Origin of the sequence: Bacillus sp. BS98, assembly GCF_008432245.1 — a bacterium.
Taxonomy (GTDB): domain Bacteria; phylum Bacillota; class Bacilli; order Bacillales; family Bacillaceae_G; genus Bacillus_A; species Bacillus_A toyonensis.
On sequence record NZ_CP043830.1, the window covers coordinates 2,601,745 to 2,622,459 of the forward strand.

At 33.6% G+C, this 20,715-nt stretch carries 8 protein-coding genes; 2 read left to right on the forward strand and 6 right to left on the reverse strand.

Features of this window, described 5'->3' with window-relative positions:
• Nucleotides 1-148: 148 nt before the first annotated feature.
• Together F0362_RS13470 and F0362_RS13480 are read left to right on the forward strand one after the other, a co-directional pair.
• Nucleotides 149-1,150 carry an alpha/beta hydrolase gene (locus F0362_RS13470; protein WP_000577689.1) on the forward strand — a complete coding sequence of 334 codons (1,002 nt, stop codon included), beginning with the start codon at nt 149-151 and terminating at the stop codon, nt 1,148-1,150.
• Nucleotides 1,151-2,060: 910 nt separating this feature from the next.
• Nucleotides 2,061-3,017 carry an alpha/beta hydrolase gene (locus F0362_RS13480; protein WP_000857948.1) on the forward strand — a complete coding sequence of 319 codons (957 nt, stop codon included), beginning with the start codon at nt 2,061-2,063 and terminating at the stop codon, nt 3,015-3,017.
• Between the two features lie 88 nt (nt 3,018-3,105).
• Here the strand turns inward: F0362_RS13480 and F0362_RS13485 are convergent, their stop codons facing one another.
• The 6 genes from F0362_RS13485 to F0362_RS13515 all read right to left on the reverse strand — a co-directional run bounded on the left by F0362_RS13485 (nt 3,106) and on the right by F0362_RS13515 (nt 20,472).
• A complete protein-coding gene (locus F0362_RS13485) occupies nt 3,106-4,560 on the reverse strand; it encodes a pyridoxal phosphate-dependent decarboxylase family protein (RefSeq protein WP_000164819.1) in 1,455 nt (484 codons plus the stop codon).
• A 55-nt stretch (nt 4,561-4,615) separates the two neighbouring features.
• Nucleotides 4,616-11,626, reverse strand: a complete 7,011-nt coding sequence (locus F0362_RS13490) for a non-ribosomal peptide synthetase (RefSeq protein WP_149889819.1) — start codon at nt 11,624-11,626, stop codon at nt 4,616-4,618.
• 32 nt (nt 11,627-11,658) lie between these two features.
• Complete coding sequence (locus F0362_RS13495; protein WP_001290973.1) at nt 11,659-12,636, reverse strand: SagB/ThcOx family dehydrogenase; 978 nt, start codon at nt 12,634-12,636, stop codon at nt 11,659-11,661.
• Between the two features lie 781 nt (nt 12,637-13,417).
• Nucleotides 13,418-15,988, reverse strand: coding sequence for a type I pullulanase (gene pulA, locus F0362_RS13505; RefSeq protein ID WP_001223299.1), 2,571 nt, complete (start codon nt 15,986-15,988; stop codon nt 13,418-13,420).
• Between the two features lie 483 nt (nt 15,989-16,471).
• Nucleotides 16,472-18,175 (reverse strand): M4 family metallopeptidase, encoded by a 1,704-nt coding sequence (locus F0362_RS13510; RefSeq protein ID WP_000799180.1) that lies wholly within the window; start codon nt 18,173-18,175, stop codon nt 16,472-16,474.
• Between the two features lie 344 nt (nt 18,176-18,519).
• Nucleotides 18,520-20,472 (reverse strand): bifunctional metallophosphatase/5'-nucleotidase, encoded by a 1,953-nt coding sequence (locus F0362_RS13515; RefSeq protein ID WP_149889820.1) that lies wholly within the window; start codon nt 20,470-20,472, stop codon nt 18,520-18,522.
• Nucleotides 20,473-20,715 lie beyond the last annotated feature (243 nt).

Below are 20,715 nucleotides of genomic sequence, written 5' to 3' on the forward strand. Positions count from 1 at the left end.
ATAATATAATATACAAATTTATCACCTGGATTTATAATTCAAGCACGTACTATTAGACGAAAAAAATATTTTAAATTTAATTTACAGTATAAATAAAACATAAATTTTGTCCATGTTTTAAACAATATGTATTTTGGAGGAAGTTAATTTGATTTTTTCAAAACTCATTGATCGATACGCCTTGTATGATTTGCACAAAAAAAGAAGTGGAGAGTTTCAATATACTTCTCTTTCTAACACCGCACTAGATATAAAGGATATAGAATTTTTTTATAAAGTACAACCATCTAATATTCATTTTAACATTAAGCATGCAAAGCAAGAAAAGGAATACATGGTTGGAAAGTTCAAATATAAAAGCTCGGTTCAATCTGGTGATTCACGCAACGATTCTGTAACTGGGGAATTATTTTTACATGAAAACGAAGATGCACCTCATGTCATCTTCGTTCACGGTTGGAGAATGGATTCTAACGAACGTGTAAAAAAAATATTTCACGACCATATGACTAACTTGAAGTGGAATATGTATTATTTTACTCTACCCTATCATTTTGAAAGAAAACCCAACCAATCCCTATTCAGTGGAGAGTACATGGTAAGTGCTAATATTGAACGAACTGTACAAGCCACTAGACAAGCGGTAGCTGATTTACGAACTTTGATTAAATGGATTAAAGCAAATAAAAATGGTCCCTTGATTTTAATAGGAATCAGTTTAGGTGGGGTTATTACAAACCTAACAGCTCTTGTTGAATCAGACATTGATGTATTGGCATCCATTTTCTACGCGAATCGACTTTCATATTCAATTTGGAAGACAAATCCAGGTAAATTCATTAGAAAAGATTTGGAACATCATGGTGTAACGTATAATGATTTAATAGATTATTGGAAAATCACTGAACCGAGTCAAGCATTACCAAAAGTGAAAAAAGAAAATATTTTATTAATTTCAGGCAAGCACGATCTATATGTGCACCGTGAGGATACGGACTACTTGTGGGCATCTTGGGAAAAACCTACTCGATATATTTATACATGTGGGCATGCTGGGATTGTTCTTAAACGTAAAAAAATTGCAACTGATACTATCAATTTTATTCAGAATCGATTGAACTCCCCACACTTTCCCAATGTCATGCTTTAAAACAAGAGATTACTAAGTACAGGATTTTATACTTATAATGTTTTATTTTATACTGAGCTCATTTTTAAATCTTTCTATTGTCACCTCCCTTAACCTTGCATGATTGGAAAATGATATAGAATTTAGGAAGAAACTATGAAATAAACTCGCCATATGGAAAAGCGCTACTTATTCACCAGATATTATTGTTGTTTAGCTTGTTTATGCAATATTACATATAAAATGCTTTATTTGTTCTGTTATAATTTTAAGAGTAAGTTATTCATCCATTCATTTACACCATCCATATCTACAATTATGGAAACCCTAATTACACATAAAAAAGAGAAGAACATTGGTGAGTTCTTCTCTTTTTTTATTTTTTTAAGATTACTATCCAAAGTAATTATTGCAATTACTTCAAGCTGGCTTTTGAATTATAAATTCTGATTTTCATACTTCTTCATGAGTCTATATAAGGAAAAAAGAATTTACTCCTTTTCTAACCAAATTAAAGGAATTTTTTTAAACAGTTATTTTAATTTGTACTGTTCTCCTATATTAATGCCTGCCCATGAGTATTTTCTTAAATTATATATTAAGGAATACAAATGTATTAATCCTTTCCGAATATGAATTCGAACATGTATCCGTTGCAATATGCCATTAAAATAAAACGGATCACCTCTTGGTTCAATTAGAAAACTACTTGTAAATAACTACAACGACATGAAAACACTTTACTCCTAAATTAATCACTTGTATTACTGGTTGCATGAAACTCCTTCTTGAGAAAGGTTCTAATTTCCGAATATTCTGTTGACTGCTAAGACATATTCAATTTACAATTTAATTGTGATGTTTTTTCACAATTAAACTACTTAGAATACACTTCATTTATTCGAAAACAATTACAAATAGAGGTGCTAAAATGAAAACAAGAGTAAATCCAGAGTTATTACAAGGGTTAGAGATGTTTCCAGATCTCGATTTACGCCCGGAAAACTTGCAATCAATCAGAGAAGGAATAGCTCAAATGAGACCACCTACCGTTGTTGATGAATCCCTTTCGTTAACTGATGAAATCATTATTGGACCTGATGATAATCCGTTACCATTAAGAATTTATCGTCCAAAATCAAATAATGAATTTTTACCTGTCTTATTATGGATACATGGTGGTGGTTATATCTTAGGTTCTATAGATGATAACGATGATACTTGTATGAGATTTGCAAAAGAAGCTGGCTGTGTGGTCGTATCTGTAGACTACCGCTTAGCACCTGAACACCCTTACCCAGCACCAATTGAGGATTGTTATTCAGCTTTAAAATGGATCGCTGATAATGCAAAGTCATTAAACATTGATTCGAATCGAATTGGGGTTGCAGGAGTAAGTGCTGGCGGTGGACTAACAGCAGCATTATCATTATTAGCGCGAGATCGAAAATATCCTTCAATTTGTTTACAAATGCCACTATATCCAATGATTGATGACCGAAATAATACACCTTCAGCGAATGAAATTAAAGAGGGATTTGTTTGGAACCAAAAAGCAAATGAAGCTGGGTGGAAAATGTATTTAGGAGAAATGTATGGAACGGATAAAATCCCTGCCTATGCAGCGCCTTCCCGAGCGGAGGATTATAGTGACTTACCATATACTTACACATTTGTTGGCCAATTAGATCCATTCCGCAGTGAAACATTAACCTATGTAAGCAAACTAGCGCAAGCTGGTGTTGATGTCGAGTTTCATTTATATCCAAATGCCTATCACTGGTTTGAAGGGTTAAATCAAAATGCCGATGTATCTATTTACGCTGTAAACGAAATGGTACAAGCAGTAAAGACCGGTTTCAAAAGAGTCTCTAAGGTTGAGGCTTAATCCCTATACAAGAAAAACACTCGTAAATAGTATAATAGCCGATTCTCATTTAGAATCGGCTATTAATGTGTAAAATTCACCTAATATATCAAGGTTGAGAAACGGATATAAGATGTTTAGGCGATGTGTTTATTTCCTCTGCCAATGCTTTTATGTTCATCATGATTTGAATTATTTCTTCTTTTGTTGTCCTTGGGTTGATAGAGCAAAGTCGAATTACTACTTTTCCTTTTAATTTAGTCGTACTTAGCATAGCAAATCCTCTTTGATTAATTTCTTCCACCAGTTTTTTGTTTATTTCATGAATTGTATCTGTAGATGTTAGCTCACATGGAATATAACGAAAAGTAACAATTCCTAACTGTGCAGGTGTTACCACTTCCCAATCTTTTTCTTTCCTTAAAAACTCTTCAACTTGTTCAGCCAACATAATGCCATGATCAATTGCCTCGCGAAAAGCTGTGACTCCAAATACTTTAAAAGAAAGCCATACCTTTAATGCCCTAAATCTACGAGAAAGTTCAATTCCACGCTCCCCAAAATTCACTTTTTCTTCTATATTAGTTTCTGTATCCTTAATATACTCTGGGATCATACGGAATGTTTCACTTAAATATTGGCTATTTCGAATAAGTACACAACCAACATCATAAGGCTGAAAAAGCCATTTGTGCGGGTCTAACGTCAAAGAATCGGCACGATGAATTCCACTTAACAACTCCCTTCCTTTTTCGCTAAGAATTGCTGCAGCTCCATAAGCCCCATCCGCATGCAGCCATACATCTTCATCACTACAGAGATCAGCCAATTCATTAAGAGCATCAACTGCTCCGCAATTCGTTGTCCCTGCATTAGCAATAACACAAAATGGTTTTTTTCCTTTTAATCGATCTTCTTTTATTTGCTTTCTTAAAGTACTAACTGAAATTTTTAAATCTTCATCTGTTTCAATTCGGCAAATTTGAGAATTTTTAAAACCTAATACTTTAAGTGCTCGATCTACAGAAAAATGAGTTTGGTTAGAAAAATACACAACCGCATTTTCTATGTCATTATTCAACTTGACCTGTCTCGCTACAGTAAGTGCAGTCAAATTAGCCATGGAACCGCCACTGACAAATAGCCCTTCAGCTGAATCAGGGAATCCTAGCATTGATTTTAACCAGTTGATTGTCGTTAATTCAATTTGTTCCGCACCTGCACCTACTATCCAAGCTGTAGGGAATACATTAAACCCACTTGCTAAAAAATCTGCTACTACACCAACATAATTATTCGGACCTGGCACAAAAGCCATAAAATGAGGATGGTCCACATGAGTAATTTGATTAAACACATTGTTATTAAGAAAATGAAGTAACTCTTTTGGGTTGGATCCGTTTTCTGGAATTGTTTCAATTAGCTTGTCTCTAAAAATATTACTATCAATTGTTTCCGAAACTGGTTTACTTTTTAAATGATTCATATGATCAACAATCAAGTCCACAGCTTGATATCCTAACTGACGCATCTCTTCGGCTGATAACTGCAAGTTTTTTGTCATTTGGTTTACTCCTATTCTATTTAAAAAGGCGAGTTCTTGCTCGCCTTTTTATTTTTTATAATTTGTAATCACCGATTGCCTGTATTGGATTTTGAAGAATTGTGTTGATTAACTGATGGATGTGATTCAATATTTCCTGTATTTTTTCCGCTTCATATACGGTTTGATCATATCCAAACTTTATTGTAAGTTTCTCTTCAGGGAAGCACATAATTCCAAACTTTACATGCGGCTCATCAACAACTTCATAATCTGTGATGGCAAAATTTCTGTTTTCATTTGAAGAAAAGATAGCTGGGTTAGTCGGATAGTTTTCAAAAACCCAAAGATGGTCAGTCAACTGATTTTTTAATTCACTTTGTTTTTGTATATCAACAAATGAATAGTATGCATACTCATTACATTTCAATGTTTCTAGTTGTACTTTTTGCAGGAAGTCCACAAAAGATTGCGTTTCTGTCCATGCTAGTCGGATAGGCAAAACATTTGTGAACAGACCGAACATATTTTCAATCCCTTCTACTTCGGGAGGTCTGACTGATACTAGATTAGGTAATACTACTTCTCTCACTCCGTTGTATTTGCCAAGCAATATTCCCCATACAGCCAGTAATGCCGAATTCATAGTTATATTGTTTTTAGTTACAAATGTCTGTAACTGATTAGTCAAATCCTTATCTAATGTTAAATCCTTAAATGTGAAATTTAACCCTTCACTTTGAGTTGGTACTTTCTTTTTAGGAATGCTAATTTTCCGATTGTATCCTGATAAATAATCCCGCCAAAAATGACGTGCTTTTTCATGATCACGTGTTACAGTCCAATCTATGAATGTCTCAAAAGGTTTCACCATAGGTAACTCTGCCGTAGTTCCCGCATTTATTGTTTCATAGAGCTGGAATAATTCGTCTATCAAAATGCTGACGCTCCAACCATCACATAATAGATGATGGGAACTCCAAACCACCTTATGCTCATTATTACCTAGTTGGAATATACAGAGACGGGTCATGAGTTCATCATTTTTGAATCCTTGACTTAAATTTTCATTCATCCACTGGTCTAGGAATTCTTGCTGTTCTTGTTTCGTCATCTCAATCAAGTTTTTTATCTCTGAAATCATTTGAACATCTTGTAGAACAGCTTGCCAAGGTTGTGCTTGTTCATCTTGCACAATTATGGTTCTTAGAGAATCATGACGAGCAACTAATTGTTGGAAACACTGAATAAAGAGATTAATATCCAGCTCCCCCTCAAGTGCCCAAATTGTTTGTTCGAAATATGCATTTGTATCAGGTTCAGTCGCAGCATGCTCATAAATAACTTCCTGGAAAGGTGCCAATGGGTAAATACGTTCTATTTTTATTTCGGGCATTTTTTCTTGTATTTTGATGAGTGTATGTTGATTAAGCTGTTTATCTTTAACATCTAGTGATGTAACTTTATTATCGTTCATTTTGTTTACATCACTTGTTTGCGAATTTGGAAGATATTCTAGCTTTTTAACAAATTGAACCATGTCTCCTAATATAGGAAATGAAAATAAATTTTTTGGTTCTAGCTCAAATCCTTGTCTATACAGTCTGACGGAAACTTGAATAGCTTTTATCGAATCTCCACCTAAGGCAAAGAAATGATCATTTATTCCAATCCGATCTACTTTGAGTACTTCTTGCCAAACACTAGTTAATATTTTTTCCATTTCAGTTTTTGGAGCAATAAATACTTCACTTTTTTGTTTCGCCGGAGTAGGGAGTGCTTTTCTATCTAATTTCCCGTTTGGAGTCAAGGGCAATTGTTCCAAATAAACAAAATAAGAAGGAATCATGTAATCTGGCAAGTGATCTCGCAAATGCTTTCGTAGTTCTGTTGTGCTAATATTTTGCTCAGTTACCACATATGCGACTAAAAATTTTATTCCATACTCATCTGTCTGATCAATCACTACTGCATGTTCGACTTGTTTGTAAGTGAGAAGACAATGGGCGATTTCTTCTAACTCTACTCGATATCCTTGAATTTTGACTTGATAATCTTGTCGGCCTAAAAATTCAATATATCCCTCAGGATGCATTTTTCCACAGTCTCCTGTCTTGTATATAAGACCAAAATCAGGATGTGATACAAATGCTTCATTTGTTTTCTGTTCATCATTTAAATATCCTTTAGCAAGGCCCACTCCCCCGATATATAAATCCCCAATTACACCAACAGGGCACATTTTCTTTTCATAGTTCAACACATAATACGTTTGGTTTGCCAAAGGCATCCCGTATGGAATACTATTCCAATGTGATGCCACCTGATTGACCGGATAATAAATTGACCAAATCGATGCTTCTGTTGCTCCTCCTAGTGAAATTACTTCTGCAATTGGAAAATGTCGTTTTATTTTTTCTGGTAAAGAAAGTGGAATCCAATCTCCACTATGTAAAACTAAACGCAAGGAAGAATGTTCAAAATGAGAACCTACTTGCTCCAATGCCAAATCCATGATTGCAGGCACTGTATTCCAAATTGTAATTCCTCTACGTTCGACAGTACGGATTAATTCTTGCATGTCTCTTGGATCACGAATCATTACCAACATTGCACCTGTGCTCAAAGTTCCGAAAATATCGTATACAGATAGATCAAAACACATGGAAGAAATACCAATAGTACGATCATCTTCATTTACCTGATATTTTTGATTAATATCTTGAATTGTATTTGAAACCGCTTGATGAGTAATAATTACTCCTTTCGGTTTTCCAGTACTTCCTGAAGTGTAGATAATATAGGCAAGATCTTCCGGACCAGCAATGGCAGGCATATCTTCTGTTGTATATAATGACAAATGCCTTTCTTCATAAAGACTAGCTTCTAATAAAAGTTTGCATGTGCTATTTTCTAAAATATATGTTTGACGATCTAAAGGATGGTCAGGATCAATCGGTACATACGCGGCACCCGCTTTTAGAATACCTATCATATTAACAATTGTCTCAACTCGTCTTTGTGCTAAAAGACCAACTTTGTCACCTAGACCAATTCCTTGTTCTTTTAAAAAGTGCGCAACTTGATTGGAACGCTTATGAAGCTCCGAGTATGTTAACCAATCTTGTTCAAAAACCACTGCTACTTCATCCGGTGTGCGTTTTACTTGGTCTGTAAATAATTGATACAGAGTAGTTGAAGGTATTTTTTCTGTTGTCTCATTGTATTGCTCAGTTAAAGTTTGATCCGATTCTTTCATCTGCAAAGATGTTACGTCGCTTTGTTTCACCAATTGTTCCAATAAGTCAACAAATTGGGCGAACATTGCTTCTATCACATCAACATCAAACAATTCTTCAACATAGTTCCAGCTAATTAATAACTCTCCATTTTTTTCAATTACCACATTATCCAAATACACTTGTGGAGTCCGAGCATGAATATGGCGAAGTGAACCAAGCTGTTCCCAAGCAAAAGCACCCGCACCTGCTAGCATCGAGGTGAAAACAATTGGCATAACTGCTTTTGGCGTCATTTGATGATATCGAGTAAAATCTCGAATGAAATTAACTCCATCGTAATGGCGATGTTCAAGGCCATCTAATAAAGTAGATTGCGTTTCTTTTACTCTAGTAAAGAAAGATTGCTCTGGTTTTACATCAATATCCAACAAGATGAGTGAAGTGAAATCTCCCACAATTTTCTCTACTTCTTCATGAACAGGATAACGGTTAAATACAGTCAAATTAATTGCCAATCGATGTTGATTACTCCAATATGCCAACACATCACCATATATTGTACAAAGCAGAGCAGAAGGAGTTACTTCTTTCTCTTGTGCTAACTTTCGTAGCTTTGTCCATTTTTCATTGTCTAGGATTTTAGTAAGTGATTGGAATTTAGGAATAGCAATCTCTATCGGGTCCTTTTTTAACAGCAAGGAAGGCGCAAATGGAAAATCAGGAAGCTTACTTGTCCAATAATCTTTTGCTGTTTTATATTCTGTGCTTTGTTCCATTTCATTATAAATAAACATGTAATCTTGAAAATCAAAAGATAGAGGTCCTAATCTTTGCTCTGGTTTATAATAATAATGAAACAAATCCTGTCCAACAATGTTCATACTAGCTCCATCCATTAATAAAGCATCGTATCGAAAACATAATAAATACGTGTCTTCTTTTACAAGAAAGGCTTTTAATTCAAACAAAGGCCATTGCCCCAAAGGGAATACATGGTTAGTCATTCGAGAACGTTCTTCTCGCAAGCGAGCATTTTGTTTCCCATCATCTAAATCTATGAGGCTCACTATTTCAATCTCGTAATCAGGAACACTTTCTAATATTTGCTGTTTTCCCTCTGATAAAATTACAGCTCGCAACATTGGATGACGATGAATTACCTTTTGAAGACTTTTTGAAAGACGATTGATATCCAATTCTGTTTCATATTCAAAATATGTTTGAGGTGAAATACCACTTAATTCAAACTGTGAATTCCTTCCTAACATATACGCTGTCTGAACTTCTGTTAAGGGAAATGGCTTAGACAAATTTTTAACATGAGTTGGTCTATTTTCAAACCTTTCCTCTTTATGCTCTACCTCTATACAAGAACTAAGTTGAGCAATCGTAGGGTGCTTAAAAAAATCTGTTGTACTTATTTTCAAACAGTCTTTTCTTAATAAATTTATTACCTGTAATGCTTTAATCGATTCTCCTTTTAGTGCGAAAAAATTATCATGAATACCAATTCCCTCAATCTCCATAACTTTTTCCCATGCATGCACCAATTTTTGTTCAATTTCATTGCGCGGGGCAACGTATGGAATTGATACATAATCAGTTTGTGTTATATCCAATAACCTTTTCCTATCTACTTTCCCATTTGGATTCAACGGAATCTCTTCCACCTGAATCATTTTTTCAGGAATCATGAACTCAGGTAATTTATCACTTAAATATTTTCTGATTTCACCAAAAGGGACCTTATTATCCGATACATAGTAAGCAGCTAATAATTTCCTATTTCCATATACTTGATCAACAACAATAGCTTGGTTTATTTCTGGATACTCCCTTAACTGACTTTCGATTTCTCTTAATTCAATCCGATACCCCCGAATTTTCACTTGATGATCCATTCGACCTAGATATTCAAGCTCCCCATTAGGCAACCAACGAACAAGATCACCCGTATGATACATCATTTCTCCTACCATAAATGGACTCTGTACAAACTTTTCATCTGTCAGTTTAGGTTTACCAAGATACCCTCGTGCTACCGCCACGCCAGCAATGCAGAGTTCACCCGGAATTCCAAATGGTTTTAATTGACCATACTTATTCAATATATAGGAATGATAATTCGGATTGGGATTTCCAATCGTAACTTCTTTGGCAGTGCTTAAATCCTTTACTGTTGCACAAATAGTTGTTTCTGTAGGACCATAAATATTTAAAATCGTTGCTTCACTAATACATTGAATCTTTTCAACCAAATCAATGGAAAATGCTTCTCCTGCTAACAAAATAGATTTTAAATCTTTTAGAAAATTTGCCCCTTCTGGATCACTCAAAATAACTTCCATTCGCGATGGCGTTGACTCCCATAGATCCACATTATGCTCTTTGACCAAATGAGCCAATTCTTTTGTTGCAAACTGGTCCTCTGTAGCAATAACTACTTTCGAACCTTGAGTTAAAGGAAGACATATTTCTAACAGGGAAATATCAAAAGATACACTAGCAAGAAACAAGAATGAATGATTATCTTTTACTTTTTCTCTCATTACACTTAAAAAATGGACAAGAGATTTCTGTTCCACCATTACTCCTTTTGGATTTCCTGTCGATCCTGATGTGTAAATAACATAAGCCAAATCATTAGGATGACTTTCTCGAACTAAATTACTTTCTTCACCTTGGAAGAAATGCCCCTCATCAAGATACAGCACTTCACCCGCAAATTGTGGCAATTCTACTTCTGTTCGCTTGCTCAGTAAACATTTTGCTTGACTATCTTGTAACATATATTCAATTCGTTCATTTGGATAATTAGGATCGATTGGTAAATATGCTGCTCCGGCTTTCAATATCCCCACCATACCAATGATCATTTCTAATGACCGATCCACCATAACCCCAATAATACTTTCTGTCGAAACATCTTTACTTTGAAGAATAGAAGCCAATTGATTTGCTTTCTTATTCAATTCTCTATATGTCAAAGATTGATCATTACAAACAACAGCAATTTGATCTGGGGTTTTTGATACTTGCTTCTCAAACAAATCTTGAAATGATTGAGACAATTCTATGTCCGCCTGACCTTGATTCAATTCTTTTAGCAACTCTTTCTCTTCTTCTGAAATGATACAAATATCTTTCACAGCCAAATTCGAATTTGTTGACACTTGCTTTAAAACATAAAGATATGAATTTGCAAACTGTTGCAAAGAAGAGAATGAATGAGACTTGAAAGAAATTTGAAATTCAAATTCATTATGTATTTCATTCCATTTTCTTCGTATCCATATGGCTAAATTATTCTCTGCGTATTCTTCTATCGAATTTTTATTATGTAATCCTTCCATCCCAATAACAATTTGAAAAGGAGTTAAATGGTGTTTCGCTAATAATTCAGAAAGTGGATAACTCTGATTGTCATACCCGAATAAAGTCGCTTGTTCAATCTGATTTACTACTTCTTTAAAGCTGTGATGAGGATGGATTTCACTTCCTAAAGGAATCAATTTATTAAGATTCTCGCTTTGTTCAAGATTTTTTTCAATTACAGGAATACCAATAGTAATTTTTTCTTGATCTGTATAGTGTGCCAAACAAATCCTTAACGTGGCCTGTAACCAACTAAATAATAATAAATCTTGAGACTTACTTACTTTTTGTATACTTTTACTAAACTCTACATTCATTATGACTTGAACGTGCTCGCAAGGATTTTCTTTATTTAGTTGGTAACCGCTATTAAATACAGAAAAATCGAGAACCTCGGAAGATAACTGCTCCTTCCAAAACGCCTCTACCCCTTTATTTTCATGAATCGAACTTCGATCTTTAATGTGCATTTTTATCTTTATCCCCCTAATATTCATTTCATCTATTCGTTAATTTTCAAGCCAACTTCAAGCCCATGGAGAAATACTTGATGGCTATCCAAACATAAAAATTGCTCAATCTCTTCAAATTTCATATGACCAACTGAACAAACGCCTAAATTCAAAGTCTCAGCCACCATATTTAAGGTAGCAGTGATAATACCAGACTCAATACAAGCAAATAAATATCCATCTGAACCGTATTTTGGGATGGAAGCGTTCGCATTATAAACCAAATAAACTGAAAAGGCAGACTGAGTAAATAAATCTTGGTTAATTAACTCATGATCACTTTTGATTACTTGATCAATATTATTTACAATCACAAGACAGTTTTTTGATGGGTTATAATAATAAAATCCAGCTTTCATACCTTCTATACGTTTTGGTTTTATATAAATAAAGATATCAATAGGGTAGAGCCCGCCTGCACTTGCGTAATGATAGTATATATTTTCTTTCCTAACCTGTTTTAGAGTTGATATGAATTGGGAAAATTCTAAAAAACTAATATGTTTTTTCATATCGAATTGGCGACAAGACCTACGCTCCTTGATTATAGTTGGTAGCTCATTTGTTGTTTCAAGTTGAATTTCGGCTGGTCGCGCAGAAACGTGCGTTCGATTCAATTGTTCACTCATATACATATCTAAATATTCTTTAGAAAAGCGAATCTGGTCGCTATATGGATTTGGAAAAATCTTTTCTTGTGTGGAAAATACTTCTCTTGGGTGTAATATGTTACTTACTAACACACGATTTTTTATCATAAGCTCTATTGTTTTTTGTGTCTCTTCTACATTTCCTAAAGAAAAGCGTTCTACTAGTTCACTAATTTTCACACCTTTTTGAGTCAAAAAATAAAACTCAGGAAACCACTCAGACAGAATACCTGTAAATCTCATTTCCCCTATCAAAACTTCATTATGCAACTTCTCCCAATGTTTAATAGGAGACCAATAATAAATTTTCTCGCTCATATAACCCTCCATAAACTTTTAACTTAATTTTCAAATACACTTTTCTAATCTACAAAAATAATTTTTAGATTCTTCCTCTTGTCTCGAAGTGATTATAAATACATGTACTTCAATAAAGCTTGAGAATAATAAAATAACTTTTTCTTCATTAAAATTTTTTATTTCATCATAAAAAATATTTTTTTATTAGACATTTCACATCCTTTCCCATAGTAATCCTATAAGGTATAAACCATTTAGAACATTGAGAATATTCGTGTATTTCCAATGTGAAATTATTGTAATGGATTGGAAAGCAGATGGATATAGTTATTAAACACAATAATATTGAGAAAGTTTTATTTGTTATAGCAATAAAATTTTCTAATGAGATTTATTACATATAGCTTAAGAAAAGAATTTAATATTTTTCTTTTGAAGTTAGTGTGAAAATGCAACTTACTTTTACATACAAGTTATTTACTAACATATCGTATTTAAAATAGAGAAAAGACACCTTAAATGGTGTCTTTTCTCTATTTTAATTCCATATACTTTTTCATCTTTGCTATTTTTTAAACGATTTGTAGGAATTAATACAAAGATATCTTCTCCTCCTACTGTTACAATAGAAATAATTTCTTGTCTATTTCCTTTATTAAATTGTAATATAATTACAGTATGTGAAATTATATTAATTTAATTTTAAAAGCGAAGTGAAAATAACCGTCACTTCGCTTTTTGCATGTACAATCCTTATTACATGTACTCAATTCAGTATATACTTCCACATGACTTGCTTTTATTTAATCGGTTTCGCTGTTTTTAAAACGAATGAACTTAATGCAGGAACTTTAATTTTATTATTATGGACAACATAAAGTGTTTTACTACCTGCCTGCTTACCATCTACTAGTACTTTCCAAGGACCTTTCGATGGCAAAGTTATGTCAACGGATTCTCTATTTGCATTGTGAGCCACCATAAAGTTTTCATTTTTATTCCCATTGCCCTTTCCATCTATTGAATAAGCTATAACATTTTTGGGAGCATCTATAAATGATATATGCTTTTTAATTTGCTCAGTAGATGTCATTCGAAAAGCTGGGTACTTTTTGCGTAAATCTATTAAGCCCTTCATATAATCTACTTCATTATTATATGCTGCACGGCGTAACCAATCCATCTGGTTAATTGAATCAGGAGATTTGTAACTGTTATGATCACCATATTTCGTGCGCATAAACTCTTGCCCTGCATGTAAAAATGGAATTCCTTGTGATGTTAATAAAATTGAAGAAGACAATTTGTGCATTTGTTTTCGCACTTCTGCACTGTCACCTGGATTAGTTAACTCAAGTTTATCCCATAATGTATGATTGTCATGAGCTTCCACATAAGTTAATACCTGTTCCGGATCTTGATAGGTAGACGAATTTGTATCATAGTCAATGCCTGCTGTAATGCCTTTTTTAATACGGTCTTCCATGTTTTGCTTTCCATTTACAAAACCATTTTCTTTCTCTTCAAATACACTACCTTTCAATCCATCACGTATATTATCGTTAAAATGAGCAATCCCTTTCATTTTCTCCGCGTTTTTTTGATTTGCTTTCAACTCAGCTGCAAGAGGTGTATTTAAATCCCAGCCTTCTCCATGCAGTATAATGGAAGGGTCAATTTGATCAACAGCTTTACGTATCTCATTCATTGTTTCATAATCATGAATGCCCATTAAATCAAAACGGAATCCATCTAAATTGTATTCTTTTGCCCAATATGTGACAGAATCAACCATAAACTTCCTCATCATTTTTCGTTCTGAAGCAGTATCATTTCCTACTCCAGTTCCATTTGCAAATGTTCCATCTTCATTGTATCGGTAATAATAACCTGGAACTAACTTATGAAAATTAGATTCAGCCGCATTATACATATGGTTATATACTACGTCCATTACAATACGAAGATTATTATCATGTAGCACTTGAATCATTTGCTTTAATTCAGTTATTCGAACAGTCGGCTCATATGGATTTGTAGAATAGGAGCCCTCTGGGACGTTGAAGTTTTTCGGGTCATATCCCCAGTTGTATTGTGGTTCATTTAAAGTTTCTTCATTGACTGATGCATAATCAAATATCGGTAAAAACTGAACGTGCGTAACACCAAGATCTTTCATATGATCAAGTCCTGTTTTTACACCTTCAGGCCCTTTTGTTCCTTTTTCTGTTACCCCTAAATATTTTCCTTTCTGTTTAATGCCACTTTCAGGTTGGATGGAAAGATCGCGTACATGCAATTCATAAATAATAGCATCTTCCGGTTTTTTAAATTCCGGTTTTTTATTTGCTTTCCATTTTTTCGGATTTGTTTCGTTTAAATCAATGACTACACCTTTATCTCCATTTACAGAAGCAGCACGCACATATGGATCAACTGCTTCAGTCCATTTATCCCCAATTTTCACCTTATACGTATAAAAGAGACCTTTTTGGTTCCCTTTAATTTCTGCTTTCCAAGTTCCCTTTTCACCTTGTTGCATGTTTATTTCAGTACCTATTTTATCGTTCCATTTTTTATATGTAACTAACTTTGCTTCACTCGCAGTAGGAGCCCATACACGGAATTTTGTATGTTGCGGGGAATATATATTCCCTAGATCGTTACCACTATAATAAAATAATTTATCAAACTCTTCGCTACGAATGACTTTACCGATTTCAGTATTCATATAAGCTAAGTTTTCTATTTTAACTTTGTATGTCTGTTTTAAATCAATTTTCTGTTCTGTAATTATTTTCACCTTATTAGTAATATCTCCACCATTTTTATCAAAAGGATTAATTTCCTTAATTTTAATGCCCTCAATTTCAATTTTCTGTTCCTTACTATTAAAAGGAACATTAGTCGTTACAGTGATTTCATTAAAACTATCAATAGTAGCTTTTTGAATTGTGAGATCTGAAGAAGGCTTAGAGTTATATACTTTTTCATCACCCGAAAGAATCCATACTTCAGCACGACCGTCCTTTATATTTTCAATCCAACGATCGCCACCATCTTTTTCCCACTCATTCGTACGAATAATAAATCCTACACGATTATAGTCACCATCTATTTTAATCTTTGCGTACTTTCCAAATTCATCTTCACCAGTAAATTCATATGATTTACCATTTGCATTTTCTCCCCACATCCAAAGATTCCAGTCTTTTGTGTTTCCAGACTGCTCTTTGTAATGAACGATAATTTCAGTTGTTTTTGAATTTGAAACTGCCTTCACATTCTGAAAAGAGAAAACAGATGATAACATAACGATTATAGTAAGTAATAAAACTGATTTGTTAATTAATCTTTTTGTTATTCGCACCACATACACCCTTTCTTTAAATAGTACGAGCGATTTATTATGCTCGTATAAATTACACTGCTTAAATTAAACTAGAAATCTCTTTTACTTCACCTCCATATTGGCTATTTTCACATATGTATTTCAATGACCTTTTAATACGAAAGCGTTTGCATTAAAACTTAAAAAAATAGATTTTTTATGCCTTTATATACTTATAAATACTAAAAGATCAGGGAAATCATTTTAAAGCAATCGTTTGTTATCGTTTTCATTCTATAGCACTTTCTATCAAGAGGTCAATATATTATTAATTTTCTGTTTTTATATACATTTAACCTTATATATTATTCGCAACGTATTGAAGATAGACAGCCTAATTATCGCTTAGTAAGTTTATTATCAATAATGCATTGCTGTGTAAAAAAACAGCTAATATCCTTAAAGTGACATTAGCTGTTTTTCATAATGTATTAATATAAGAATGAAAATAATACTTCTAACTTACTTAATTTTTGCTGCATCAAATGCCTTTTGAACTGCTTGAACTTCAGCTGTATTCGCTCCATATTTATTAGTTGCCACTCGAATACATGCAGACTTCAATTCTTTGAAATTAGAAGTCATGTTTAACTCATCTGTATTTGCATAATAGAAAATATCAAACATTTTATCTTCACCAATTCCTTTAACAGTTACTCCGTTATGAGTTCCACCTTTTGCAATGAGATACGCAACTTTATTAATAATGCTTGAATTAAAATGAACGCCGCCTTGATCCCAGCCATTAAAATCGTTAAATTCACTGTAATCATCTGGATAAGGTACTCCAAGTGAAGATGGCACAGAAGCTGGGTTTTCCATATCACGGAAAACAGATCCGGTTTGTTCACCCATTGTCCAGTTAAATGTTCCGTTATTTACGTATTTCTCAATAGATGTTCCCATAATATCAGATAGTGCCTCATTGATTGCACCAGATTCACCGTAATATTCAAGATTAGATTCGCTAGAAGTAACAGCATGTGTAAATTCATGTCCAGCTACGTCATATGCTTTAACGATAGGATCGCCATATACAAGCATACTTCCATTATTAGCACTTAATGCATTCTGCCAATTTTTCGGATCGTTCGTATCTTCAGAATCCCAAGCATGTACAACTGAAACTACCTTTTGTCCCTTATTATCAAAACTATTACGCTTGTATTTATCTTTGTAAAAATCAAATACCTTTGTTGCTAAGTAATGAGCACTTACTGCTTTTGGATCGTTAAATGTTGTTGAAGTACTAGTTGCTAATGTACCAGGATAATAGCTTTCTTCTTTAGTAATATCTTTGTAATTCACATCATAAGTTTCAATTCCTTGCCCTCTTGTATAATCAGCAAGCGCATATTTGCCATTACTTTGTTTAGAAATACCAAATGAACGAGAAATACCTAAATCATCTTTTCCTGTTCCAGTTAATGATGTAAGACTGCTTTTTTTACTTTCCTTTAAGGCCCCAACTAGTTTTTCACTTGCTTTTAAGTTAGATTCTTGTACCATATTTTTTAACATATTGCCATTTTGCGCATTTACTAAATAAGTTCCAGAAACATAGTTTGGTGTTGCAGCTTCAAATGTAACTTGGTATGCATTGCTAGCTTGTCCATTATTTTCATCAACAAAAATAACTTCCTTAATTTCTGGCTCAGAAATAAACTTGATATCGTTCCCGTACTTCGTAAAAATATATTGTTTTGCTTCATCTTTTGATAGATTAATAGTTTTTTTCAATTCTTCTTGTTTTAAATTTTGCGCGCTATCACCTGAAACACTTTTAATAACCCCCTTATTATCTACGTGTGCGGTTAATTGATGGCCATATACTTCTTTTCCTTCATATGTTTGCTGGATACGTACGAGTGTAGTCCCATCATACGAATCACGTTTTTGAAGAACTTTATAATCTACTCCTGTTTCTCCATTGACTTGTTTTTGGGACAGAGCTTGTTCTGTTTTCTCCTTAAGTGCATCCTTTACTACATTTTCTGGTGCCTTTTGTGACGGTTGTGTAAGTTCACCCGAACGGAACGATTCCTCCTGAATTTGAACTTGTAGTTGATCTGTTTCCTCTGCATGACCTATTCCGTATGGTGCCACAGCTGTTAAAGCTAATCCTGTTGTTAATGCTACCTTAGTTAATGTCTTTGTGTTTTTCATTTTTTCACCTCGTATAATTTTTGAAATAGAAAGCTTGTACAAAGTATACTGTCTATTTATGTCGAAAAAAAGAGAAAATACAAAATTTATGTAATATTATGCAAAATTACATAAATTGTGGTCAATATTGTAAATAATTAACGGAACACATAAGTACATTAATTTGAATAAAAAAAGAATCCTTTTTGGCAGCGCTCATCCAATTGGTTAGTTATTAATTACCTATATTTATTCTAATAAAAGTACACTTACATCTAAATAACAACATAAAAACCCACTCTTTACTATTGTAAGAGTGGGTTTAATGCTATTAAAATAACAATTACTATAAGAAACCTTATAATTTATATTTTTTTAGTAATCCTACTAAGTTTTTTATAAAATTCACCTTTTGTCTTTGTATGATTAAACTGATTTGGATTAATATTAGCTTTTTGCGAGAGTGCTACAATCTCTTCTTTTGTAATTGAATCTTTAGTATTTATAGATGCTATATTTGTATATTTTCCATCTTCTGTTTTTGGAATTTCTAAAATCCCTTTATTTACAAGATCAACTACAGCTTTATGCTCTGAAGAATGTGTATCTACACCAGTAATTTTCCAATTACGCATAACTTTTGGCGTATATACACCGTTCTTTACCTCTTTTAAATACGTAATAGCAAGGTTACGAATGGTTCCACCTGTTTCTCCGAATGCATTCTCTTGTTTAGATGACCAAGTTTGTTCAAATTTACGTCCCTCTAAAGCTCCCCCTTTTGCCTGTAGAGCCTCCATTCTATACGCATTCATTCCTAGCGTCATAACATCGCTCATTTTAATCGGTTTATTTGTACGAATAGAGCGTAAATTTGTAATTCTACTACCATATGGCTTTGTTAAATCAATTTCGTATTTTACGCCTCCAAAGAAATCATTCGTACTGTATTTAGACGCGCGACGGTTTTTATCAAAACTAACTGTTACATCTCCGGCACGAGATGAGTTAAAATATCCTGCTGCCCATTCCATATAGTCTTTTAAATCTTTTCCAGTTATCTTGTAAACTGTAATTTCTCCCAAAGCATATTGATAATTATACGCAATATCTTTCTTCTTTATAGGCCCTATATCCAAACGGGCAGAATCATTATCAATTTGATGGGCTACTACATCCGCTTTACTGTAATGGAGCATAACTTCATGAAAGAAATCTGATAAAGGTGTCTCTTGAATCTGCACACTTGGAATACCCTTTATTTCATTTTCAGGAACAAGGTTTCTCCCTTTTAATTGAGCAACTACAACATTTGCATCTCCTCTTGCATACTCATGAAAAGGTGTTAATGTTTCTTCAAGTGCAGAATCAGATAATACTGTTGTTCCATCAGCATTTTTTACAGGTATAGCGGTAGCTGTTTTATCTTTTAAAACAAGCTTTCCATCTTGCTTTGTAAAAGTAAGGTCAATACGTGAAATATGCGTTCCATATTTATCTGGTTCTGTAATAATTACGCCATTTACAACTTCTTTTTTTACAAGTTTATGCATATGAGCCGCAAAAATAGCGCTTAGTTCCGGACAAGCATTCGCAATATCTTGAACACCAGTACCTGGGATTCCATTCTCATTTTCTAGTCCCATATGCATAACCCCTACCATTACATCTACTTTACCTTCTAATTCTTTAATTGCCTTTTTTGTCTCTTCTACTGGATTTTTCACTACTAAACCATCCAAATGATCTGTCCCTTTTTCAAAATCACTAATCATTGGTGTATTCATACCAATAATCCCGACTTTAATTCCACCTTTTTCAACAATCGTATATGCAGGAAGAAAACGCTCTCCATTTTCCTTATAAATATTTCCTGCTAACGTCTTTCCTTTATATTGCTCACTAACTTTTTTCAATGTATCTAATCCAAAGTTGAATTCATGATTTCCAAATGCCCAGGCGTCATATCCCATTGTATTCATCGCTACCATCATTGGCGATTGTGGCTTATCGTTGAATAATTCTACTGAGTTTCCTTGAATTGCATCCCCGGCATCTACTAATATGGTATTTGGATTTTCTTGACGTACCTTCTTTATAACCGTATAAAGCTGCGTCAAACTTCCACTCATATTTGCTCCATCAAGCGCATAATCCCAAGGCATAAATCTACCATGAATATCTGCAGTACCTAACAATGTAATGTTAACATCAGATTCCTCAGCCTTAGAAATAGCTGGTTTGACTGTTACTGCTGTTACAAGAAGCATAAGAATAATAAAATAGCATACATAGTTCTTCCATTTCATTTTTTGCATAATAACAATATTTCTCCCCTTTTTGTACTGGCATAAAGTTGCTTGAACTTTAAAAATGTAACTTATTATTCGGAAAAATTCAACTACAAAAGATAATTTTGGAGGTGGTTTTACTGTGAAAATATAGAGAATCAAATGCATATTTCCCCTAACAGAATAGTATGTTATCGTTTTCTAACAAAATACTTCTTCCTCCAACGTGTGAAGAGCGCTAAACCAACGGTAGATGTATATGTGCTTTCA